The sequence below is a fragment of the Bacteroides sp. D2 genome (assembly GCF_025147085.1).
Taxonomy (GTDB): Bacteria; Bacteroidota; Bacteroidia; order Bacteroidales; family Bacteroidaceae; genus Bacteroides.
This window is the reverse complement of sequence record NZ_CP102261.1, coordinates 4,524,076-4,544,848: the sequence shown is the minus strand read 5'-3', so window position 1 is coordinate 4,544,848 and position 20,773 is coordinate 4,524,076. Positions and strand designations below refer to the sequence as shown.

Annotated in this window: 20 protein-coding genes; 2 read left to right on the top strand and 18 right to left on the bottom strand. The window is 40.5% G+C overall.

Annotated elements, in window-relative coordinates; all coding sequences use genetic code 11:
- Positions 1–35: 35 nt before the first annotated feature.
- Both NQ505_RS16475 and NQ505_RS16470 read left to right on the top strand, forming a co-directional pair.
- The gene (locus NQ505_RS16475) at positions 36–206 is read left to right on the top strand and encodes a hypothetical protein (RefSeq protein WP_004313367.1); all 171 of its coding nucleotides are present in this window, start codon (positions 36–38) and stop codon (positions 204–206) included.
- Positions 207–247: 41 nt separating this feature from the next.
- The gene (locus tag NQ505_RS16470; RefSeq protein WP_032849490.1) at positions 248–697 is read left to right on the top strand and encodes a DUF5053 domain-containing protein; all 450 of its coding nucleotides are present in this window, start codon (positions 248–250) and stop codon (positions 695–697) included.
- A 173-nt stretch (positions 698–870) separates the two neighbouring features.
- On the opposite strand, the gene NQ505_RS16465 is transcribed toward NQ505_RS16470, so the two are convergent.
- The 18 genes from NQ505_RS16465 to NQ505_RS16380 form a co-directional block, all read right to left on the bottom strand.
- The gene (locus NQ505_RS16465) at positions 871–1,983 is read right to left on the bottom strand and encodes a putative phage abortive infection protein (RefSeq protein WP_008999359.1); all 1,113 of its coding nucleotides are present in this window, start codon (positions 1,981–1,983) and stop codon (positions 871–873) included.
- A 324-nt stretch (positions 1,984–2,307) separates the two neighbouring features.
- Positions 2,308–2,799: an HNH endonuclease gene (locus tag NQ505_RS16460; RefSeq protein WP_008999358.1), complete on the bottom strand. Its 492-nt coding sequence runs from the start codon at positions 2,797–2,799 to the stop codon at positions 2,308–2,310.
- Positions 2,800–2,839: 40 nt separating this feature from the next.
- Positions 2,840–3,343: a histidine kinase gene (locus NQ505_RS16455; RefSeq protein WP_008999357.1), complete on the bottom strand. Its 504-nt coding sequence runs from the start codon at positions 3,341–3,343 to the stop codon at positions 2,840–2,842.
- The gene (locus tag NQ505_RS16450) at positions 3,340–3,918 is read right to left on the bottom strand and encodes an N-acetylmuramoyl-L-alanine amidase (protein WP_008999356.1); all 579 of its coding nucleotides are present in this window, start codon (positions 3,916–3,918) and stop codon (positions 3,340–3,342) included. Before NQ505_RS16450 ends, NQ505_RS16455 begins: the two co-directional genes overlap by 4 nt.
- A complete protein-coding gene (locus tag NQ505_RS16445) occupies positions 3,902–4,429 on the bottom strand; it encodes a hypothetical protein (RefSeq protein ID WP_004311566.1) in 528 nt (175 codons plus the stop codon). The genes NQ505_RS16450 and NQ505_RS16445 overlap by 17 nt, the downstream gene beginning before the upstream one ends.
- Positions 4,426–4,713, bottom strand: coding sequence for a hypothetical protein (locus NQ505_RS16440; protein ID WP_004300312.1), 288 nt, complete (start codon positions 4,711–4,713; stop codon positions 4,426–4,428). The genes NQ505_RS16445 and NQ505_RS16440 overlap by 4 nt, the downstream gene beginning before the upstream one ends.
- Positions 4,714–4,916: 203 nt before the next feature.
- On the bottom strand, positions 4,917–5,195 hold the full coding sequence (locus tag NQ505_RS16435) for a hypothetical protein (RefSeq protein ID WP_004300310.1): 279 nt from the start codon (positions 5,193–5,195) through the stop codon (positions 4,917–4,919).
- The gene (locus tag NQ505_RS16430; protein ID WP_008999355.1) at positions 5,158–6,579 is read right to left on the bottom strand and encodes an RNA-directed DNA polymerase; all 1,422 of its coding nucleotides are present in this window, start codon (positions 6,577–6,579) and stop codon (positions 5,158–5,160) included. The genes NQ505_RS16435 and NQ505_RS16430 overlap by 38 nt, the downstream gene beginning before the upstream one ends.
- A 14-nt stretch (positions 6,580–6,593) precedes the next feature.
- Complete coding sequence (locus tag NQ505_RS16425; protein ID WP_004300306.1) at positions 6,594–7,001, bottom strand: four helix bundle protein; 408 nt, start codon at positions 6,999–7,001, stop codon at positions 6,594–6,596.
- Between the two features lie 146 nt (positions 7,002–7,147).
- On the bottom strand, positions 7,148–7,957 hold the full coding sequence (locus tag NQ505_RS16420) for a DUF1566 domain-containing protein (protein ID WP_259825622.1): 810 nt from the start codon (positions 7,955–7,957) through the stop codon (positions 7,148–7,150).
- Positions 7,958–7,982: 25 nt separating this feature from the next.
- Positions 7,983–8,771 (bottom strand): hypothetical protein, encoded by a 789-nt coding sequence (locus NQ505_RS16415; RefSeq protein WP_004300302.1) that lies wholly within the window; start codon positions 8,769–8,771, stop codon positions 7,983–7,985.
- 2 nt (positions 8,772–8,773) lie between these two features.
- Entirely contained in the window at positions 8,774–14,947 is a 6,174-nt protein-coding gene (locus tag NQ505_RS16410; protein WP_008999353.1) for a hypothetical protein, read from the bottom strand.
- Positions 14,948–14,958: 11 nt separating this feature from the next.
- On the bottom strand, positions 14,959–16,272 hold the full coding sequence (locus NQ505_RS16405) for a hypothetical protein (protein ID WP_008999352.1): 1,314 nt from the start codon (positions 16,270–16,272) through the stop codon (positions 14,959–14,961).
- Between the two features lie 3 nt (positions 16,273–16,275).
- Positions 16,276–18,267 (bottom strand): hypothetical protein, encoded by a 1,992-nt coding sequence (locus tag NQ505_RS16400; RefSeq protein WP_008999351.1) that lies wholly within the window; start codon positions 18,265–18,267, stop codon positions 16,276–16,278.
- 104 nt (positions 18,268–18,371) lie between these two features.
- Positions 18,372–18,560 (bottom strand): helix-turn-helix domain-containing protein, encoded by a 189-nt coding sequence (locus NQ505_RS16395; RefSeq protein WP_008775904.1) that lies wholly within the window; start codon positions 18,558–18,560, stop codon positions 18,372–18,374.
- Positions 18,561–18,672: 112 nt separating this feature from the next.
- Positions 18,673–19,728 (bottom strand): LPO_1073/Vpar_1526 family protein, encoded by a 1,056-nt coding sequence (locus NQ505_RS16390; RefSeq protein ID WP_008775905.1) that lies wholly within the window; start codon positions 19,726–19,728, stop codon positions 18,673–18,675.
- Positions 19,715–19,921 carry a hypothetical protein gene (locus tag NQ505_RS16385; RefSeq protein ID WP_008775906.1) on the bottom strand — a complete coding sequence of 69 codons (207 nt, stop codon included), beginning with the start codon at positions 19,919–19,921 and terminating at the stop codon, positions 19,715–19,717. Before NQ505_RS16385 ends, NQ505_RS16390 begins: the two co-directional genes overlap by 14 nt.
- A gap of 160 nt (positions 19,922–20,081) precedes the next feature.
- Entirely contained in the window at positions 20,082–20,555 is a 474-nt protein-coding gene (locus NQ505_RS16380) for an RNA polymerase sigma factor (protein WP_008999349.1), read from the bottom strand.
- Positions 20,556–20,773 lie beyond the last annotated feature (218 nt).

The window sequence follows — 20,773 nt, the reverse complement described above, 5'->3', positions numbered from 1 at the left end:
GTCAAATAAGAGTTCTTAATTTTAATGTTTAACTGATGAAAGATGAAGAAAAAAAAGAATTAGAACAAGAGTATGAGAATTTAAAACTTCTCGCTTCATTTCACGAGGCCTATGGGGTTCCTGAAAATGCCAAAGAACGGGAAGCGCTTATAAATGACATACTCGATCGAATGAACGAAATCCAAGAGAAATTAAAAAAGTTGTAATTAACATCCCTCCCTTCGGGGAGGGACAAACATTAAAAGCTATGATAGATTGGAATGATTGCCTGCCAACAAAAGAAATGCAGGCTGACTTTGAAAGATTCAAAGAACTAAAAACCACAGAAGAAAAAGAAGCTTTCAAAAAGGAAATGCAGGATAAATATAATAAACTACCGGAAGCCCAAAAGGAAGCCTACAAAAAAGTATCTGAAGCTGGGCTAAAAGCAACGGTAAACGCCTGCAATGATTATATAGAAAGAGCGGAAGAAGCCATATTACGTGATAAACTTGGAGAATTGCCTGAAGCAATCTCATTCAGTTATATTGCAAAGAAATATTTTGGTAAAAGTAGAAACTGGCTATATCAGCGTATTAACGGGAATATAGTCAACGGGAAAAAGGCTCGCTTTACTGACAATGAACTCAAAACGTTCCTGAACGCTTTGAACGATGTTAGCGAAATGATTCATCAGACATCATTAAAAATCAGTTAAGCTCTTATTTGACACCATCCCTGCATTTGAGCCGATGCAGGGATTTTTATTGCTTTATCAAAAAATAGTAGTATCTTTGCAACATCAAGATAATACGGACATAATTCGGATTATTTTGGTTTGACTTTGGTGAGGGGGTGGTTCCCCTCACTTTTTTATTTCTCCCGAACATTCTATAGTATATTATTTTCTGAAAGAATCACATTGTATAATTTTTTCAACAAATCACTAGACATATATTCGTTTTTGTTTGCCTTTTGAAACAAGACTGGTGGAAAATGTATATATTCCATTCGGCGGGATACAGATTCATCATTTATCCCCTCTTTCAATCGCACATCTTTCAACTCAAGGTTATTGAACAAATCGGCATTCAAGTATAACCTTCGTGTCTCAATTGTTGATAATGAACTAAATGAGTTAAAAAACAACAACACAAGTTCATACTTTGACAGTTGCGATCGAAATATATTCGAATATTTTAGGGGCGAAGTGAATTCCGAAGTCATTTCCAAAATATAATAAGCATTCCTAAAATATGTACCAAGTTGATTTTTATATGGGGCAAAACAATGATCAGCGGCTTTAGCACAAGCTTCAGCTATGGGCTTGAAATTATTCTGTTCAAAATAGATCTTAATCGCATTTAAACAGAGGTAATCATAGGTGTTTATATGTACAGGATAAATATTAATCTTTCCTTTATGTATTCCAAATTCATGCTCTGAATAAATGTTGTTAATGGCAACATTCAATTGACCATACATAAACATCCATTGCTCTCTAGACATATTCTGGGGAATAATCCTCCTTACAAATTCCTCTTTGGAAAAATTCTCAGGAATACCTCTTCTGATTTCCAAATAGAAAGTATGGTATAACTCTACATAAATCTGTCGATAAGTTTTTTCTGGTGTACAAAACTCATTGTAAGGAGTTATTTTCCATTCACATTGTTTTTCATCATATACCCAATCTATTCTTTTCACTTGCAAGGCATCCCGATATGAAATGAAAATCCTAAGCAACTCAAAAAAGACAGCTCTATCCTCGCTATTCAAGAATTGCTGTTTATTCTGTCTTAATGTAAATAAAACTCCGACGAATGCTATTAATCCTGCAATCGCTCCTAATAGACTTCCAAACTCACCCCAGTCGGTCTGTTTATCCGCAAACTTACCTTGGGTCTGGATAAAATAGAAAACTAAAATGACTATTATGATTAATGTGAGGATGACAGTTCCCAAAACGAGCCAATCTTTTACATACCTTTTCATTCTTATCATAAACCAAAATCTAATTAGTCCTAAAACAATATTATCAATTCAAATATAATCATGATTTTGATAAATAAAAAATATTTCCAGTAATAATAGATTCCAAAGGTACTAAAGTTTGTTTCCAGTTATCACAGCAAACAAGATAAATCCTCACTTTTTTATATCCTTACCGAACTTTTCAATTATACATTAGTACTACCTTATGTAACCCTTCTTGAGAGTTTGTTGATTCATGTGTTGTTGATGGGAAGGCTTACAAAACCAAGAGGTAGCTATCGGCTACCTCTATTTTACATCCAATTTCTTCATAAATGCCCTATTCCTATTATATTATTCAAAATCATCTGATACCGCATATGAATTTTCAATATTAAGAGTAGCAGATCCACCAGTATGCTTCGTCTTATGATGTATATCTCTATCTACTAATTGCATAACTATAGTTCCTTCTTTAGTAGTTTCTGGACAATGATGCATTGTTTTGCACTGTGGTAATTTCCCTTTTTTAATCATATCAATATCTTCTTGAGATAAATATAGATTATCGGATAACGTATTATTTTCAATTTGTTCTTTAATACACATTATGCCCAAACTCATTGTTCCATTATAAAATTTTCTATCCGTACCACCTAACTTTTCATACGCTTGTTCTAATGTCAATCCAATATCAACCTTAACCCCTTCAAACTCTGGACCAACAAAGTCTTCAAGTATACCCCACCCACAATATATATCCTTCTTAACAAAAAGAGCTCCTGTTTTAGGATGGCATTTACCTGCCAACCTTTTGTTTACATTACGCTTTAATCTCCGTTTCATATATTTTTCATCTACATATTATTGTACAAAGGTATTATTTCTATCTCATTTTATATATAAGCCATACGATTATTAACATACAAGAAATACCACAATAAACCTTGTATTTATGTAAATTCCACCATGAAAGTTCAACTACCATATCCTTTTGGTTCAATATTACATCTACCTTATTACTCAATGAATCTAATCTGTTGGAAAACCGTTGTAATGCTACAGATAGTTCCTCACTTACCTCTATTCGCTCCTGTTCTAATTTGGATGCAGTAGTAGTACTTTCCTTGACTGGATATTGGCTCCCTGTCGAATCAGGTGCAGATAAGTAAACAGTTGTATTTTCAATCTTCAAATCACTCAATTTGTCAGTCGTAATCTTTGTTTGTTTACTTACATCAGTTTTTAGCGACTCAATAGAATTTCGAAGAAACTGAAATTCCCCCCAATAATCCACCTGTTTTTGCATCTCAATATTGCGAGAAGTCTTACATGAAGCAAACCATATTCCTAATGCTAGGAATATGGTTATATAGATTAGCATTTTCATACTTTCAGATATTTACAAATTCCTTTCACATGAAGAGAGACAATAGTCCGTTTACCTTCTTCTGACAGCAAGAAATCCACATCCTCTTTGTTATCCTGAAACAGATTCTCCGTCAGAACAGCCGGACACTTCGTATGTTTCAAGATATAAAAACTACTCTCCTTATCTGGATCACCGTCTGCCATATCCTTCCGTATTTTCATTCCAAACAAACATTCTTCAGCAGTAGCATACAGACAGTCAGCCAGCTTATCGGCTTTTGTCTGTCCCACACTGGTCCATGCTTCCCAACCACGTGCTTGCATCCAATTTGAACCATTACCGGCTGCATTGCAATGGATAGAAATAAGAATTGCTTCAGAAGTTTTATATTCATTCACTCGCCTACAACGTTCTGACAAAGGAACATCTATTTCCTCTTTCACGACCAGTTCCGCATCAATACCTAATTTACGCAATTCAAATACTACACGCCCAGCAATTTCACGGGTATAGGAGTATTCCCTTAACCTGCCATCTGGAGAACACTTACCCGGAGTATTACTACCGTGACCGTTATCAATCAATATTTTCATATCTTTCCTCTTTATCTAGTTCGTTTTCGATTCTATCAATAATTCCTTGTACATGTGTAGGCGTAGCCCGCTTAAATTCAAAACGTATTACATGGTAAATTATACGAAACCCTTTGTTTCTTGGATAAGCAATAATCAGATTCTTAAATGCGTTCTGAAGATATACATAAGAAAATACATACGTAATAGTCTTAATAACTAACAATGAGTTCTCACCATCTCCTATCAAGCTCATAAAGGAGAAGACTACTTCAATGATTATAAGATAGAGGAGAAGTTCGACCAAGGCATTTTTAAACTTATCCCACTTAAAGTTTTTACAACGTATAATTGAAACACCATCAGCCCTCATTCCGCACCAAATATTAAATCCAAACATTACAACTAATGCTATAAGAAAACCTTTAGTCGGCGTTAAATAAGCAAGAAGAGAACTGAACATCGAAACGAAAATAATTCGTATCTGGTCTACATTAAATAACTCATATAACCATCTCATAATATTAATCATAAAGTTACTACCAATATTGAAAACACAGTAATCAGCCCAGGAAGCAAAACAGTAGCTAATGCGTCAAGCCAATCAAAGATGAACCCGCACTTTTTCTGAATGTACTCAACCACTATTGCGGCAATGGCGGTTGTCGTTAAAGAAACAATAGCAGATTTACAGAAATCAATGCCTAATAGAAGGAAACAGAAAACAAGCATTACAACAAAGACGAACATCCCGGCTTTGACGTGTGCCGGTCGGTTAGATTGCAAAAGCCAATCATACAATACTTTTATACCCATACTCATAGCGTTTAATTATTAATAAAATATTCTGTATGGAACAAATGTATTGAGTATAATAACGAGTTTTACAAAAATGGAAAATCTTGGAAATCAATTCTATGATAAATATCTATAAAACAAGACATTATAATTTTCACTTTTTCCATAAATAAAAAAGGGATGCTTGATAAGCACCCCTAAACAACCAACAGATTGAACTATTAATCCGTAAACATATACACGGAAAGATCAACCTTTTCTATTTCGTCTGAAATTGTATCTCCATACATTGTTAGACACACCCGATAACGGTCAATACTTCTTTGAATCTGTTGCAAGGTAGGTTTCTCGGGATATTCCGAACTGGCAAAAGTTACCAGTTCTTCACCATTCTCACTGGTACCAACCACCCGGAAGTGATGACGTACAATCCAAGTTCCGTCCGGCTGTTGCTCGATAGGCTTAGCAATCCCACGCGGTAAGATATTTTTTTGATCCATGTTTTTTGATATGTTTAATTAGTTGTTTTCTATGGTTATATTTATTCTTCAATACAAACTTTTCAAAATGTCCTTCGATATAAACATATTCCCACCATTCAGGAAGTAACATCGCTGCAATTTTACGACGGATATTGTACGTTGCAAAGTGTTTCATCAGGCCATAATAAGAGTTCATTGTACTCACAAACTTCTCAACATACGCTTCTGCAAATCCATTTTCAGCTATTCTATTAAATTTCCTGACAGCATTATATGTGTTACCAACCACCCTGTTAGATACATAAATTCTACCCGGCAAAATGAACGCCCCAACAAACAAGACTCCTTTCTTATAATGCTGAAGATACAGCTTGCGTGGATGCAACCGTAAAAGGAGTTGTTCTTTCAGGAAACCAGCAAGAAGATGGACTTTGGACAATATTTCTTCCGGAGATTTCACCACGATACAAAAGTCATCAACAAAGCGTACATAATGTCTGAATCCCAGTATTTCCATCACGAAATAATCATATACAGACGCCAGAAAGTTGGCTATGAGTTGCGACGGCAGGTTCCCGATAGCCACTCCCCTGTCAGGGTCATTATGAAACAGACTTTTATTACTGGGAAGTTTGTCCCACATGGAGACGGGAGAGCGTCTGATACACTTATTTTGTGGACAATGAAAGATAGTAACGGCTAGAAGGTAAAGCAAACATTCAATATCATCGCCTTTATAATTGTCCCTTACGAATATGTTCAGCATTTCCCATACCAACGATTTCGAGATAGACATGAAGAAACTGAACAGGTCATCTTTGAAAATGTACGCATCGGCAGTATAATTCTCACTGACCTCGACTATCATGTTATTCAGATAGTGCACGGCAGACAAGCATCCCTCACCTTTCCGGCAGTTCTTGGAGACGTTTCCTTGTTCCCGGAAGCGTTCCTCTAAGATCGGCTCGATACGAAGAGCGATCCAGTGATGGACAACACGATCAATGAAAGCGGCGGCAAAAACCTCCCGATATACCGGGTAAGTCCGTATGAATACTTTTGAAAAGTCCGGTACATATTCACCGTAAATAATAGAATGCCATAGCCGCACCAATGCGGACTGATAATCATTATAGAACTCAACACAATCCGTACTCGTTCTTTTCTGCCTGGCACAATCTTCGGATGCTTCGAAAATACTGCTAAGAAGTATGTCATAGATTATATTACCTGTTGCGGCGAGGGGACGAACCCGGTTCGCGTTCTGGCGGTTGTTCGTGTTGACGTTGCCGTTGTTGAAGTTCACGTTCCAACTGCTGGAAGCCGTTGCATCCGCTATCTTAGTCTTTCCCGGCTCATCACCGGGGGGATGCCCAATAAATAATTCTAATTGCTCACTCATAATCCCCTTGGCGATTATGACTCCGGCTTTGCGACTTGTTGCGATCCGTTAGCTTTTTGCCGTTGGAGATCTGCAACCGTTTTTTTGTACCAGCCGGTACTTTGCTTACCGATGCTCTCTGCAAGCAGACAGATTTCGGCAGTTTGAGTCAGGCTGGTCAAATGTCGTTCTTCACACACTCTTAGCAGTAATTTCAATGCATCAAACTCACACAAAAACTTCATCAGATAATCTGCACGGTGCTCAAGGTTCATATCTGTATTTGCATAACGGATATATTCGCAACAATGGACGGCAAGCATCATCAACTCCGTACCAAATTCATACCGGAACGCCTTGGGGAATTGTTGCCGGGCATCAATGATAAGGTTCAGAAGCTTATACATCGAATTTGATATAGGAAGGTCTTGTGTAAGTGCCATGTTAATTTTTTGATATTTTAATGTATATATTAGAGGGCGCAAAGTTAATAACTGTAAAGCAATTAACACAATTTTAGCACAAAAAAGTGAATCTGAAAAGCCCCTACCGGGGCTTTTATTTAGCTAACTCTCTAAGGGATAAAGAATTAAAGGGATAAAGCGTTTATTGCGGCGAGGGGACGAACCCGGCTCGCGCCCTGGCGGCCGTTCGTGCTGACGCAGCCGCCGCTGAAGCTCACGCCCCAACTGCTGGAAGCGTCATATTCGGTACTAGACCAATACCAGTCGTTTGTAAATATATTTTGATTGCCAAACATAGAAGTTATGAGCTCATTGATTTCGGTTTTATACTTGGCCATAAGCATAAGTTCACCCAATGCGGGCAGGTTCCACACGGTTGTATCTTCAATTCCGTCAGATTCAAGCGTACAGGCTTTATAGGCTCTGGCAACTTCGGCGGCAGGGGCGCCGACAGTTCCCTGGGTGTCCTTGACGCCTGCAAGGGTTTCTATTATAACATCGGTATTTTCCTTGCCGTCAAAGGTATCATAGAGTCCTTGGTTACCACTGCCGTAGTTTTTCAGGCCGCGTAGGTCGGTACCGTAGCCACCCCATTTGAACGTTTTATTGCCGCCTGCGTCAACGCAGTCGCTTTTGGCGATAATGAACTGGTGGCATTCGGCGCGAAGTCGGATGCCGATACGGATATACTTGGAGCGATTATTCGCGCTCATGGAGTTCCATTCGGAAGCCGTGAAAAAGACTTGTTCACCGTCTTCAATCCGGAGCGTAGCCAAAGAAAGGTCAAGAAGCGTACCTGACCATTGCATATATTTGGCGATGTCGCTTGCGGGGGTGTTTTCATTCACGGTTGTAAAACCTATTGATTTTAAGGCTTCTATCTGGTCTTGTTTATTCAAGCGCAGAAGCATGGCGTTGGCGATATTTTTATCCATTTTATTGTATAATATTAAGTTAATACTATTCGGAAGCAACAGCTCTCACATGAAGAAGGGCTGAATTTTTGTTTTGATTCGTAATACGCCCGGTATTCAGTTCGAACGCCCAGGCGGAGTTAGTATCCCAAATTGTTGATGACCAGTAGTATTTATCAGTCATCAGCATACTGTCACTACTCCAAAAGGTACGCATCATCTCATTGATTTTATCGCGGTAGCGGTACATCAGAAGCATTTGGCCAGATGAAGGAAGGAACCAGTTGGATTCATCCTCGATACCGTCACTTTCCAAAGTGTAGGCACGGTATGCACGGGCGGCTTCGGCAGCCGGCGCACCGATTACACCGCTATTGTTTTGGTCTTTCAGGCCGGTGATAATCAGGTCGGTATCTTCCTCACCCGTGAAGCAGCCGTACATGGCACCCAGTCCTTTTTGGTTCAGGCCGTCTATGGCTTTACCCTGACCGCCCCAATAGAAGGTAGTAGTCATATCGGCATTATAGCACTCCTGGGCGGCGATTACGAAGGAGTGTCCATGGGCACGGATACGAAGCCCGCGTTTGATATACAGTTGCTTATTAGCGAGCGTAAGGGAGTTCCATTCGGCAGCAGTAAAGTATGCCTTGGAGTTATCCGAAATACGATTACAGGCAAGATGCAGATCAAGCAGACCGGCGGCCCACTTGATACGTTGTCCAAATTCAGATGCGCGGGAATTCTCGGTGACATCCGAGAAGCCCACGGCGTTCAGTGCTGCCACTTGTGCCTGTTTATTCAAGCGAAGCAGCGTTGCGCTTTGTTCATTCGTCATAGTTACTTGTTGATTAAATCATTAATATCCATATTGTCTTCAGCGAAGCGTTCGAGATATTCTTCGTAGGTTTCGCCGTTATAATATTCAAGGACTTCATTGATGTTGTCCAGCGTTACGTTATCGTAGTACGGTTCTCCGCCATAAGACTCATTATTGAACCAGTTGATCAGGTCGATGTAGGCATCTATGACGGTAAGGATGACAAGGCCGTCAATACCGGATTCAAGGGATTCGATTTCATCCGTTTCACGGATAACTGTCAGTTCATACGTGCCGTTGACTACCGGTTTATCCTGTCTGTTGCCGTCCTCATCCATTCCGGCAACTCCATATTCGAGAATGGCAAGAAGCTCGGAGCCGTCAGCCTTCAGGGTCATGTTCGAGATACGGAGCATGGAAAGTTTACGGGATGCCGCTTGTGAAGCGAGGACGTCACGGAGCATCTGAATGGCGTCAAGTTGAGGCGACGTTTCAAGACGCAGGCGTTGGACGTTCGGCATGGATTCTATATGCAGGCCGGACGGGGCGGAAAGACCGGTATAGGTCAGTTCAGGAAGACCGACAAAACGGAGGCTTGTCATTGTTGGTGGAAGAGAGATGTCATTAATCGGAGAAGTCTCTGCAAGAGTGATGTTCTCCAGTTTGCTACCGGACGCATTGATATGGGCGATACGTGGGCATTTGTCGGTAACGAGCGTAGCGATTTGTGTGTTCCGGATATCGAGTGATACGAGGAAGGGCATTTCGCCGCAGTTCAGCGAGGTAAGCGGTGCGTAAGAACCGATGGATTGTTCTGTATGGGTGTCAGAGCCCAAGATAAGGGTTTCCACAAGTTGCATGGCGGAGAAGCTCACCGTACTTGACAGGGAGATTTCAGACAGGTCGAGCAGCTTCATGCGGTCAGCCTGATAGATATACAGCAAGGCGCCTTCCTCATGTGAGAAGTTGGTGAATACATATTCTTCGCCCGCTTCAAGGAAGCAGCTTTCGGAAAGGTTGCCGCTAGCGTCATTGCCGACACCGAAGTAACCGTTTTTAGCAGCGACAATCCGGATGGTGGCGTTTGATTTGGAAGATACGCGCCCGGAAATTACACCGCTGAAGAAATCACCAGTTTGGAAATAGCCGTCACGAATACGCCAACGTCTTTCGATGAAAGACGGAAGGGCGGTAAGTCCAAGACCTTGCAGGGCATAGAAGTAAATAGCATCAGAGGTGGCGGTATAGGAGATGTATTTCCGTTCACCGTCGTAAGAACTAACCAGTTTCTGCCATTTTTTGAGCCGTTTGTCAATGAAGAAATGCGTAGCTCCTTCGGGTGAGAACGGGTGCAGGGTGACGCCGTCAATGGTCGCCTGAACGTTACGCATGGCGGCGGCAACGGTACGCAGGGAGAGTTCCGTACCGGATGAGTCAGTCCACACTACTTGCTGGAGATAGATGTTATTAAACAGAACGGAGCCGTAGCCAGCATAAGGGTTAGTGAATGTTTCATCGCTCGTCCGGTTGGGGTCCACCTCGGCATCAACCGTGCAACCACCGTCGTTGTCCTTGCTATTGAGCGTATCGCAGTCATAGATTTTATTCAGGTACATGCGCATGGCATCCTCGGAGCTGTACACACCGTCTGTTACGGAAGCATACTCTTCCAAGAACCACATCGGCTGCATATTCTTGGCGCGTTGGTCAGTGGCGGCAAGGTAGTCGGTGAAGATGTCATAACTCAAGACACTTTCCGGGCAGGCGTATTTATACAGGTTTTCCTTCCATGTTCTTTGCCAGTTCCCGCCTTTGGAGTAATCGCAGGAATCACAGAAGCGCAACCATCGGTAGAGGTTATAGGGCACTTTCTTACCCAAAGCGTAATCAATGGCGAGCTGGTCATCATCGACAAGCGATTCAAAGTAGTAAGTCCATGCCGGGAAGGTATCAGCAGAGATAGTTCCGTTATCCACGAGTTTTTGAACCCATGAGGACTTGTCCGTTTTCATGGCCATCATATCCTGAACAGAACCAACGCCCTGAAACCAGTCCATACCTTGGTAGTTAAGAAGTTCGAAACCTTCAACCGGATTCAGGACGTCACCGGTGACATTCCATTTGCCGTTTTCATACTTCATGGAACCGGACTGCTTTTTCCATGAGCTGTCCTGATACCTCATTATCCGGTACGAACTACCGCAATACAGGGAAAGCAGGTACACGCTGTCCGTATCGAGTCCGTCAGTCTGTTTGAAGCGTATCTCAATTGCGTCTAAAGTTTCGTCAGGAGTACCGAAGAACTCTATGAAGTCACCATAATTCAGGCAACCTTTGTTATAGCCGGGGGTATCTTTGAAGCCGAGGGCGAACTGTTCCCCTTTGTCTTCTTTCCAGTTGCCTTTGGCATGGAAATAGACGTTTTGCAGGCTGTCATCCTTACACCGATAGGTGGCTACCGGGTGATTGGCGGTAGAGTGGTTCATCTGCAAGTCTTCGATATGCAAGTCACCGCTGTCAAATGTTCCGTCAAATGCACGTTGGACAGGTGTCATATAGTTACCACCTAAGGCACGGTATGTAACGTTCATCATTTCACAGGCGCCGCAGTCGTTCGCATTACCGGAATCGGAGTAATCGACTTTTACGGTAATGACATCGACCGGGATTGTATTATCACCGACCTGTACCTTGTTGATGGCAGCCAAGGCTATTGCACGGCGTCCTTCCTCCGTCGTATCGTCCGGATTAAGTAGTATGATTCGAGTGTCCTTGTTTTTGCCTTTGCTCTTGGCGAGGTAGTAGCGTTTATTCTTTACCGGGCGTTTGGCAGAGGTGGTTCCCTGGTTGCGGGTTTGGACACTCACGGCCTTGAAGTTACGCCACGGGCGTTCGGGGTCAAAGTAATAGAGCGTGATGTATATCTTCGTACTGGTGGAAGTGGTGCCGTCCAGTGCTTCTATATCGGAGCCTTCATAGGGGCATTCGACAATGTAAGGCATACCGCGTGAATAGATTTCGGCAGCCGACGGGCGGCTTTGGGTACTACCCTCGGCTGTCTGGCTTTTAAGGATGTCCTCAAAGGCGTATTCCTTCACCATTACCTCTGTATCGGTCAGACGGACAAGGTAGTTCTTGAACGCCTGTGCCCATTCCATATAGGAGTTCCAGGCCATCATGTAATAAAGATACAAATCACCCAGTTTGCCGTCCATCGTTATATACTTGGTCTGAATCAGGGAGCCGCCGCCCGGAACATAACCAAGGCAGGCGACTTCCTCACCGTTGAGGAAGAGTTTCATCATGGAATACCGTGTGCCGTCACGTTCAACGTAGTTGCTTGCAGGTTCAACAACCACGGCTACGGTTATCTTTTCACCCTGTCGATAGGCGCGTTCTTCACGACGGGAAACGCCATTGTTACAGAAGATGCCGACCACCCGGCCGGTGACATAGAAGCCGGCACCGGACGTTTCGTCATAGCAGCTAAGGAGCAGGGCATCATCATCGGTCACGTTCTTGGAAGCGAAAGCGAACTGGATGGCGGCACCGTTGGATTCGATGGACGAGCCGGCAAACGGGGCATGGTTTAATGACACGCCCACATTCTCGGCTACGCGAAGGCAGTTCTCACCCAAGAATGTGCCAAAACCGTTGGTAGTCCAGTTGGCACCGTCCACTTTCATTTCATAATTACCGCTGACAATGCTATGGTCAGTTTCCTGATTGGTACGGGATGAGAAGTCAAAGTTATAGATGGCGCCTTCTTTTATGGCGGCGTCAATGGCGGAACCGCTAACTGTCACCCGGACAGGTTCGCTAGTCACGTCCTTGCATACGGCAGTATAGTTGACCGTATCGGTGCCGTCAGCCTTGTAGCCCTGCAGTTGTTGTTTGACCTGATAGGTTTTGTTACGACTGGCAGCAATTTGTGTTACCTGCACGTTATTGGCTTTCACGCTGACGGGTGAAGTCATTTCCAACGGGTCATAACAGGCAACATCAAGTTCTACGGTTTCGTACAGTCGGACTACTCCACCGTTTTTATCATCGTATCTCAAGGCGACAAGAGGTGTGGAACTATTCGGGTCAATTACCATGACAGCCGTGTAGATGACATTTCCTTTCACTCCGGATGCGACATCCGTTCCTTGGATGCGCAAGGGATAGGTACCGTGTTCTAGGCCGAGGGAAGCAGGGCGGATTACAACGGAGTGCGAGTAGTTGTCATTTACAACGGTGGTAGACAGGGATTGCCATTCACCATTAATCTTGATGTCAACCTGGGCACTGATACCTTTATCAGAGGTGTTGTTTCCGAACTTATAGAGTGGAAGGCTGAAACTTTCAGTTGTCGGAGTAAGCAGAGTTTCAGGGGTATAGTTGAGCACCTGCACACAGGTACAGGTAATATCAACAGCTGTTACATTGACATTCTTGGAACCGGTGTTGCCGCTTTCGTCAGTGGCTATCAGCTTGAATTTCCGAGTACCAGCAGCCGTAAAGTATGTGGTGAAGTCCAGTTCAAAGGAGAAGTCCTTCATGTCACCGGAAGATGCTTTGTTGACGGTTTCAGTCCAGACGGTAAGCCCGCTTTCACGGTCTACGAGTTCCAGTTTCTCAATCAGGTTGTCAGAGGATTCGACACCGTTCGAGGTCACGGAACGAATGGCGGCAAAGGTTCGTAGCGTGGAGCCGTAAGAGCCATAGACAGGTGTCGACTGGAAAGCAATGGCAACAATGGTACCACCAGTTTGACCGCCGCCACCCGTGCCGATAGCGAACTGCACTTCATCGCCAAGGGTTTCACCGGCAGCGTTCTTCATCTGAAGTTTTACAATGCCTTCTGTTTCCACGTTTACGTCGAGGTTGGCCGGAACATAGGCATAGGCGCCACCAGTTGAAAAGGCGTCCTTTCCCCCTTCCGCCGGTTCATCGGAAGTTTCAAAAACGGAACCGCCACCACCATTCCCGAAGGGTTTCCAAAGAGAAGGGGTCGCAAAATCGGACACAGCACCCTGGAACTGCCGGGTTTCCATTTCATACTCGCCTGTTTTGTAAGTAATGATGAGACCCGTTCGCTCATATTTGACGCCAGATTCCTGTTGATAGGAGACAATGGCTGCAATAGCGGTTTCAAGGGTATAGTAGCCGTCTTTCAATGGGCGGATCTCATCAACAATGACGATGGGGTGTGTTACATCGTCAGCGGGCGTGCCGCTCTTCATATCCTCAAGGGCTTGCTTATCCTCGGCGGACAAAAGGCCGGCTTGTTCAAGGGTAGCAGAAGGCAGACGGAAGCTGTCATCCGTTTCTTTACCGGTTGTTTTGGACACTTTCTTAAAATACACATCGAGATAGGAAGCGTCAGACAGGACGGAGAAAGAACCCGGTTTGATTATATCGGAAGGGATATTTTTCATTGTATCTTCCAAAGACTTTCCACGGTTGCCGGGGAAAGCTTCTTCTTCACCTTCCCCAAGAGACAACGGTTCAGGCAGACATTCAGAAGGAACTTTACTTTCTTCGTTCAAAGGAGCGATACCGTTCGCTTTTCCTATCCTTTCCTCAAAGTCATTTATTACAGAAGTCCATTTGCCCCATGCAACACTCTCATTGGAAACAATACCTATTCGTGAGATTGTACAAACTGTACCTAAATATACACCTTCGGCATTGTCTGACATGGTAGCCAGTTGTATACACGAAGTGAATGATTGACAAACCTTATTAAGCTCCAACCGTTCAATTTGTATATTTACAGGAATCTTAGACGAATCAACAGACAAAATACACCGATAATTCCCAATAGAAGAATCCCCGGAATACATTGTTTTTAATTTATCTTTAAAGCTACCAATAGTAGTAAAAGAGCCAATACTTTTAAATGGGTCAGTCAAAGGATTGGATTTATCAGACACTCCTGTTATACGTTTCAATAACTCGGCGTCTCCATCCGATAAATCTTTTGCAATCTTATTGACATTCTCCACTAATGCATCAAAATCACCATTCACCATTTTAGCAATGGTACTTGAAAGTAAATCAATAGATATTTTCCGACCGCCACTAACTTCAACGTACATATCTTTGGATAGCTCTGTTGTATCAGTCAGTTGCTCTATTGTAAGACTGTTTGTCTTCAACGCTTGTAACACAAGGCTAATAATCTGTTGTTTTTCTGTTTCTGTCATAATTCTCTTTTTTAATCATTTTCATATACCCATACAAGCTCAATGGTCATACCAAGATTATCTATGTCGCAATCATAGACATTATCAAGATAAAGTTGGAACTCCTTCAGAGCACCAATATCTCCACCGTTAATACCTTTCAAGACACATACACCATCCCTACTGATTACACTCCCTTCAATGAGGTTAGTATACGAATCTCCTTTATATAGTACAGCACGCAAATTTATCGAACCGTTGTCCAAATCGTTCTTTAGTCTATCCAGTCCATTAACTGTAAGTTTACCGTAACCTCTTCTACCAATATACTTGTTATCTATGTCAGTCGTCTTGATTGCAATCAAATCCCAATATGAATTTTCATCAACACCTGGGTGATGAATACTGTTGACAGTAACCATAGTATCACTATTAATAGAAACTCCAGTATTAGGAATAGCCTTAGTCATATTGATATATGCTCCGACCTCTGCAACCCCACTTTCTGAACCATACTTGATACTACGCATTCCTTCATCATCTGCTATCCTATAAGCACCGCTTTGTACACACCTCATAGCAAGCTGGTTATTCCATTCCAAAACTGGATTCATCGTTCTTACCTTCTGTAACATTTGATTGAACACAAAACTCTTCAATCCCTCTATTTGCTGGTTAAGTTCCGGAACATTACTTTCCTTTCTGGTATATCGAACACCATCAAAGTAGACGTAATTACAGCATAAGACACGATTCAATAATTCAGCAAACCACACAGGGCATCCCATCCCATTTCCAAGCGTGAATAATACTGTTGTATATTCGTGGCTGAATAGCTCAACAATATCCTCATCAGAGGTCACGAACTGCTCATTATCCACACCGAACGTCCATCCGTTATCTTTGAAACCACCAGGAACGCGAAAATCAAAAAAGTATTGCATCCCATCTATCCACCAGACAGCATCAAGACGCTGCTTATTATCTTTCATTGAATACTGAATAAGGCTGGTTTCTGATAACTCACATTCATCGTCCGTAACTTTAAAAATCTCACTCGTATTCCCATTAACTGTTACAGTATAGTATCCACATGGAAGCAATGAAATGTTATAGAAATAAAGAATCTTATCATCATTCATCTTCCATGAGCTTAATGATACAGGTGTAGATATATTACTTAAAAGATTATTAATGTAAACAATAGGCTCCTGCTCTCTGGGCGTCAAAATCAATTCAACAAAAATCCGGTCTGTACGTGCAAATAACTGCACATATTTGCTCTTCGCTCCAAACTTATCGGTAGACGGAGAAAAAAACAGTGGGGTAAACGGGCTTATAATCATATTCTAGGCTTTTGTTATTGAACGGACAAATAAATCATACTTCACTCCCTCATTTCTCTCAACCACACTACTCACCTCTTTGATGTAACCTTCGTAAACAAGGCCACCTTTTTGAATCTTAATCGTTCCATCATCTGTTTGTGGAATATCCTCATCAAAGGTTGTAAATGAAACATCTCCACAAGTGACCAAATGCTCTTCAAGTATAAAGTCATCAGTTAATTTCACATCATTGACTATAACATTGCTATTCCCATCCGAAGAAGCATAATGAAGAGAATCAGCGAACATGCCAATATACTTAGCATTAGCTTTCAACATAGCTTTCTGCCAATACATAACATTAAACATTGCATCAGGATTTAGAACACCTGCAATCTTCCAATCCGCATTCCTTTCTAGTACATATTCCGCTTTCCCAATAACCTTATTATAAGCGAGCATTGCGCCAACGATAAACACATCATTATCACTTTCGTTATCAGTAGAACTACTTCCCCTTTTCTGTGACACGATTTCCAAGCCATAAGCATCTGCACGATAAGGACTCACTAACTCTAGTGTATTGTCTGTTACTTGCAATCCAGTAGTATATTCAGCAGTAAATCGAAATTCATCACGACCATTCAAGCATTCATAATCAACTTTATCATAACCAACTTTAACTCGTGCATATATCCTAGAACTGTCTACTTTAAATTGAAAATCTGAAATGCTTCTTGATATATTCTTATTACCATTAAAAGTAAATAAGCTGTCACGATGGACAAACTTTACAATATCCCCCTCAATCTTCTGAACAAAGCCAAAACAGGCTTCCATCCAGTCTACAAACTTCGTATATGAGGTATATAATTTAGCAGACAATATCCCACGAATACTTTCGGCAGCCAAAATAAGGCAATTGTCCAACCGATTGTCTACACCGGAAGCTATCTCGCCTTTTATACCCCCTTTACCACCATTCATACTTTTGAGCAAACTATTCAGAACAGTAATAGGTTTTACCACATCTATATTGATAGGTGATGCTATTGAAGTCCATTTAACCTGTAGTGAATATTTAGAAAAATACACCTTTCCAGGTCCGTTAACATTCATATTACCTATCGGATCATGTATGACAAATTGAAGACATTCACCATCTTGAAGGTCTATTGCATAAACATCCCGATATTGTTCGGGTCTATAAGTGTCTTTTTCTGTTGTATGTGCATTTCCTGAATAATCGGTATTTATCCAACTCGCAATAGTGCTTGTGGTACCGTTCCCATCAACTTTAGCAAGTGTCAACATTACATCTCCTCTGCCTAAATAAAAGTTGAATTCGGGAGTTATATATACCTTGACTGGTTTATGCGCCCTTAAAAAAGCAGGTACAGAAGTATCTAAAGTCACAGAATTTATTTCTACAGGACTATCTGATTCTGGTAAGTCTTTTTCTACGACTTCCAATGGAAGAGACTGGAATATAGTTTTTCCTGTTATATCTCTTGAGAAATCAACATATTGCCCTCCATCTTCTAAAGAGTATCCACCACATATATAGTTCGCGTAGTAATTAAACGGTAGTCTATCATAATAAAGCTGATATGTATCTTTTATCTCATCTACCAAATACTCGTACTGTGTACCTTTATTGGCTTTTATGATACTAGCGACACTATCATCTATCAAATTAATAGAAACAGTATTTCCATCATAGGTCAATGAACCGAAATCCAGTCGGCAACTGAAGAATTCTTCATAAGTATGAGAATTAGTTATAGTATAAACGGTGATACTAGCATTGGAAGCCAGGTATTTGCTCAAATACTCCTCCAATATGAGATCATAGGCTTCTCCAACAAACTGGAATTTTGAAGTAAAGGTTCTAGTTATTCCTTCAAGTCCGGAGCGTTTACGGGAAAACTTTATTTCATCCCAATTCTGAATACAAGATTTGGGAATATCATAGGAAATACTATCAACGGTAAGTACATATTTACAAAGCATTTTAACTCCTTTTGAACGTTCACGAGCAAATATATAGAAAAAGCCAACCGGTTTTCCGATTGGCTAAATTCTTGAAAATCACGCTTTGCTAAAATATGATATAACTATTTGTTTTTCAAAATAATATCTATACCAAGAAATAGAAAGGACTTTTCAATGTTCTCCATACTAATCTTTCCTTTTCCCTTCAAAAAAGCATTCAAAGGGCTTTTATTTATCCCTAAATGATCGGCTAATTCAATCTGTTTTATTCCTCTCTTTTTAAGAGCTTCTAATATCACTTCACGTATCATAAATAGTATTTTGAGACAAATATATGATTCTTGAACGACAATTCACCCTAAAGTAGGGCAAACCTGTCTAACCTCTTTCAGATTCTTGTTTCCAAAGGCACATTGTTTAACTCTAATCAAAAGAAGTATAATAACGAGGAAACATTTTATAAAAATTCTGTTGTCCTAAGAAAAGACCAAATTCCGATAAACTGTAATGTTCCGTTCTATTTAGGAAATTCACGGATTCAAACATAGCGTGAACTCTATTATCTAATGATTTATTGTAATTTCTTAAATCTTCTACTGTACTACAATTGTTGACGTATAAATCATACATATTTTTCCTATATTTTTTCGATATTTTATTAACATCCAAACGAAGAACAAATTCATTTCGTGTATTTATTCTTACATTACCAGGTTGTATTTCACTAGTACATATTAAATTATGTTCTTCCAACTCTTTTTTTAAAGCTGAATCTATATCAGATATTTTAAATCCTTTGTTAAAAATACCTCCAAAGCAAATTAATATTTCTTCTTCTACTAATGAAGAAGAACTTTCTGCATACGTAATACAGCCGGTATGTTTTAACAGTGCAAGAAAATAGACATCGTTTACATTGAAAAGAGAAGCTTCTTTAGGATAAAGTGGATAATTCTTAGCCAACATAGTTATACATTCGTCATATTCTGCTATACAAGTAAAAGTTACCAAACCACTATATATAAAAAATAAAGATGTCAGAAATTGTAAATGTTGTATTCTTATTTTAGGAGTTATTCTTATAGCATCATCAATAAGAACTTGGGTAAAAGTATGCTCGGAAACTTTAATTCTAGCAATAAGCAAATCTATTAATCTTTGCTTTAAATCAGAATCTCCACTTTTTGCATATTCTTTATAAACAGTATTTAAAATCATTTGGATAGCGGGTTCATTAAATCTTTTAAACGATTCTGGGCTATCATGTTGTATTCTAAGTAATGATTCATCGACGATTTCTTGAACACGCTTTTCAAATATATTTTGGGCTTCCCCATATAATATGGAAAATTCATTTCTAACAGTAGCAAGGGCTATCTCTTTGGCCTGGCTTTCTGTAATTCCTGAATAATAATCACCATTCACTTGAATAACAGTAGTATTTGTATTATTATTTGCATTTTGCTTAGTGTCTTTCATAATGCCCTCCTACCTGTGTAATTTTAGATTGTTTATTAGAATTAGCTTCCTGATGTATTGTTGTTTTTTTCTTTCTCGACAATACTTTCTTTATTATAAATCCCAAAAGACTTACGCCTATTCCAGAAAAAAGCCAGCCAGCATTATTTCTGCAAAATGAAAAAATAATAGTTATCAAATCTTGAGCTTCCATTTTTATTTACATTTAATGAATACATAATAAGTTCCTACTAGAAAAAACGTTCAAATATATCACTTTAATTTTATTGCAAATATAGCCAAAAGTTACGCTATAACATAACTTATCTAAAGTTTCTTTCTTCTGCAACCTTTTTCAAACGCTATTTAACTGTTTAAGAACTTATTTCTTGAAGAAGAAACTTCCGACCAGAGGAAATACGGCTCCTAACAGTTCCAACTGGTATATTTAATATTTCGCTTATTTCTTCATAAGAATACCCTTCTGCATAGTACATCACACTGTCAATACAACGGGATTTTTTAGCACACTGTTGTATTGTGGAAACCAAATCATCAAACAGTATTGAATGAGCTGTACAGTTAGAAATGGCACTTCCGTCTACCATATCAAGCCCTGTAAAATGTATAAGGGAATTTCTATTGTATCTTATTATATAAGTATTCCTCATTATAATAAGGCACCACGGTTGAAGTGGTTTAGAACAATCAAATTTATCACGATTCACAAGTAGCTTATAAACTGTATCACCGGCTAAGTCTTCAGCATCTTGCATGGAACAGCAGAATTTTCTTGCCACCTTTAATATCCAAGGATATATTTCTGATAATTCCTTTTCAAAGTCCATCGTCAGCCCTCCTTATTAGGTGTATCTTCGGTTCGCCATTAATGCACCTTTCCACATATTTCCGGTGCATGATACTTTGTTCGTGCATTTCCTTAGCAGAACGCTCGATTGAACTAATAAGAGTGCCTATATCGGGGGGCAATAAGGCAATCATTTTTTTTACCTCGGACACTTCTGCCGTTATCCGATTACACTTCGTCTCTAATGTACGTAATTCT

Coding starts and splice junctions, on each gene's coding strand:
- NQ505_RS16475 (WP_004313367.1), top strand. CDS start 36: ATGAAAGATGAAGAAAAAAAAGAATTAGAACAAGAGTATGAGAATTTA.
- NQ505_RS16470 (WP_032849490.1), top strand. CDS start 248: ATGATAGATTGGAATGATTGCCTGCCAACAAAAGAAATGCAGGCTGAC.
- NQ505_RS16465 (WP_008999359.1), bottom strand. CDS start 1,983: ATGATAAGAATGAAAAGGTATGTAAAAGATTGGCTCGTTTTGGGAACT.
- NQ505_RS16460 (WP_008999358.1), bottom strand. CDS start 2,799: ATGAAACGGAGATTAAAGCGTAATGTAAACAAAAGGTTGGCAGGTAAA.
- NQ505_RS16455 (WP_008999357.1), bottom strand. CDS start 3,343: ATGAAAATGCTAATCTATATAACCATATTCCTAGCATTAGGAATATGG.
- NQ505_RS16450 (WP_008999356.1), bottom strand. CDS start 3,918: ATGAAAATATTGATTGATAACGGTCACGGTAGTAATACTCCGGGTAAG.
- NQ505_RS16445 (WP_004311566.1), bottom strand. CDS start 4,429: ATGATTAATATTATGAGATGGTTATATGAGTTATTTAATGTAGACCAG.
- NQ505_RS16440 (WP_004300312.1), bottom strand. CDS start 4,713: ATGGGTATAAAAGTATTGTATGATTGGCTTTTGCAATCTAACCGACCG.
- NQ505_RS16435 (WP_004300310.1), bottom strand. CDS start 5,195: ATGGATCAAAAAAATATCTTACCGCGTGGGATTGCTAAGCCTATCGAG.
- NQ505_RS16430 (WP_008999355.1), bottom strand. CDS start 6,579: ATGAGTGAGCAATTAGAATTATTTATTGGGCATCCCCCCGGTGATGAG.
- NQ505_RS16425 (WP_004300306.1), bottom strand. CDS start 7,001: ATGGCACTTACACAAGACCTTCCTATATCAAATTCGATGTATAAGCTT.
- NQ505_RS16420 (WP_259825622.1), bottom strand. CDS start 7,957: ATGGATAAAAATATCGCCAACGCCATGCTTCTGCGCTTGAATAAACAA.
- NQ505_RS16415 (WP_004300302.1), bottom strand. CDS start 8,771: ATGACGAATGAACAAAGCGCAACGCTGCTTCGCTTGAATAAACAGGCA.
- NQ505_RS16410 (WP_008999353.1), bottom strand. CDS start 14,947: ATGACAGAAACAGAAAAACAACAGATTATTAGCCTTGTGTTACAAGCG.
- NQ505_RS16405 (WP_008999352.1), bottom strand. CDS start 16,272: ATGATTATAAGCCCGTTTACCCCACTGTTTTTTTCTCCGTCTACCGAT.
- NQ505_RS16400 (WP_008999351.1), bottom strand. CDS start 18,267: ATGCTTTGTAAATATGTACTTACCGTTGATAGTATTTCCTATGATATT.
- NQ505_RS16395 (WP_008775904.1), bottom strand. CDS start 18,560: ATGATACGTGAAGTGATATTAGAAGCTCTTAAAAAGAGAGGAATAAAA.
- NQ505_RS16390 (WP_008775905.1), bottom strand. CDS start 19,728: ATGAAAGACACTAAGCAAAATGCAAATAATAATACAAATACTACTGTT.
- NQ505_RS16385 (WP_008775906.1), bottom strand. CDS start 19,921: ATGGAAGCTCAAGATTTGATAACTATTATTTTTTCATTTTGCAGAAAT.
- NQ505_RS16380 (WP_008999349.1), bottom strand. CDS start 20,555: ATGGACTTTGAAAAGGAATTATCAGAAATATATCCTTGGATATTAAAG.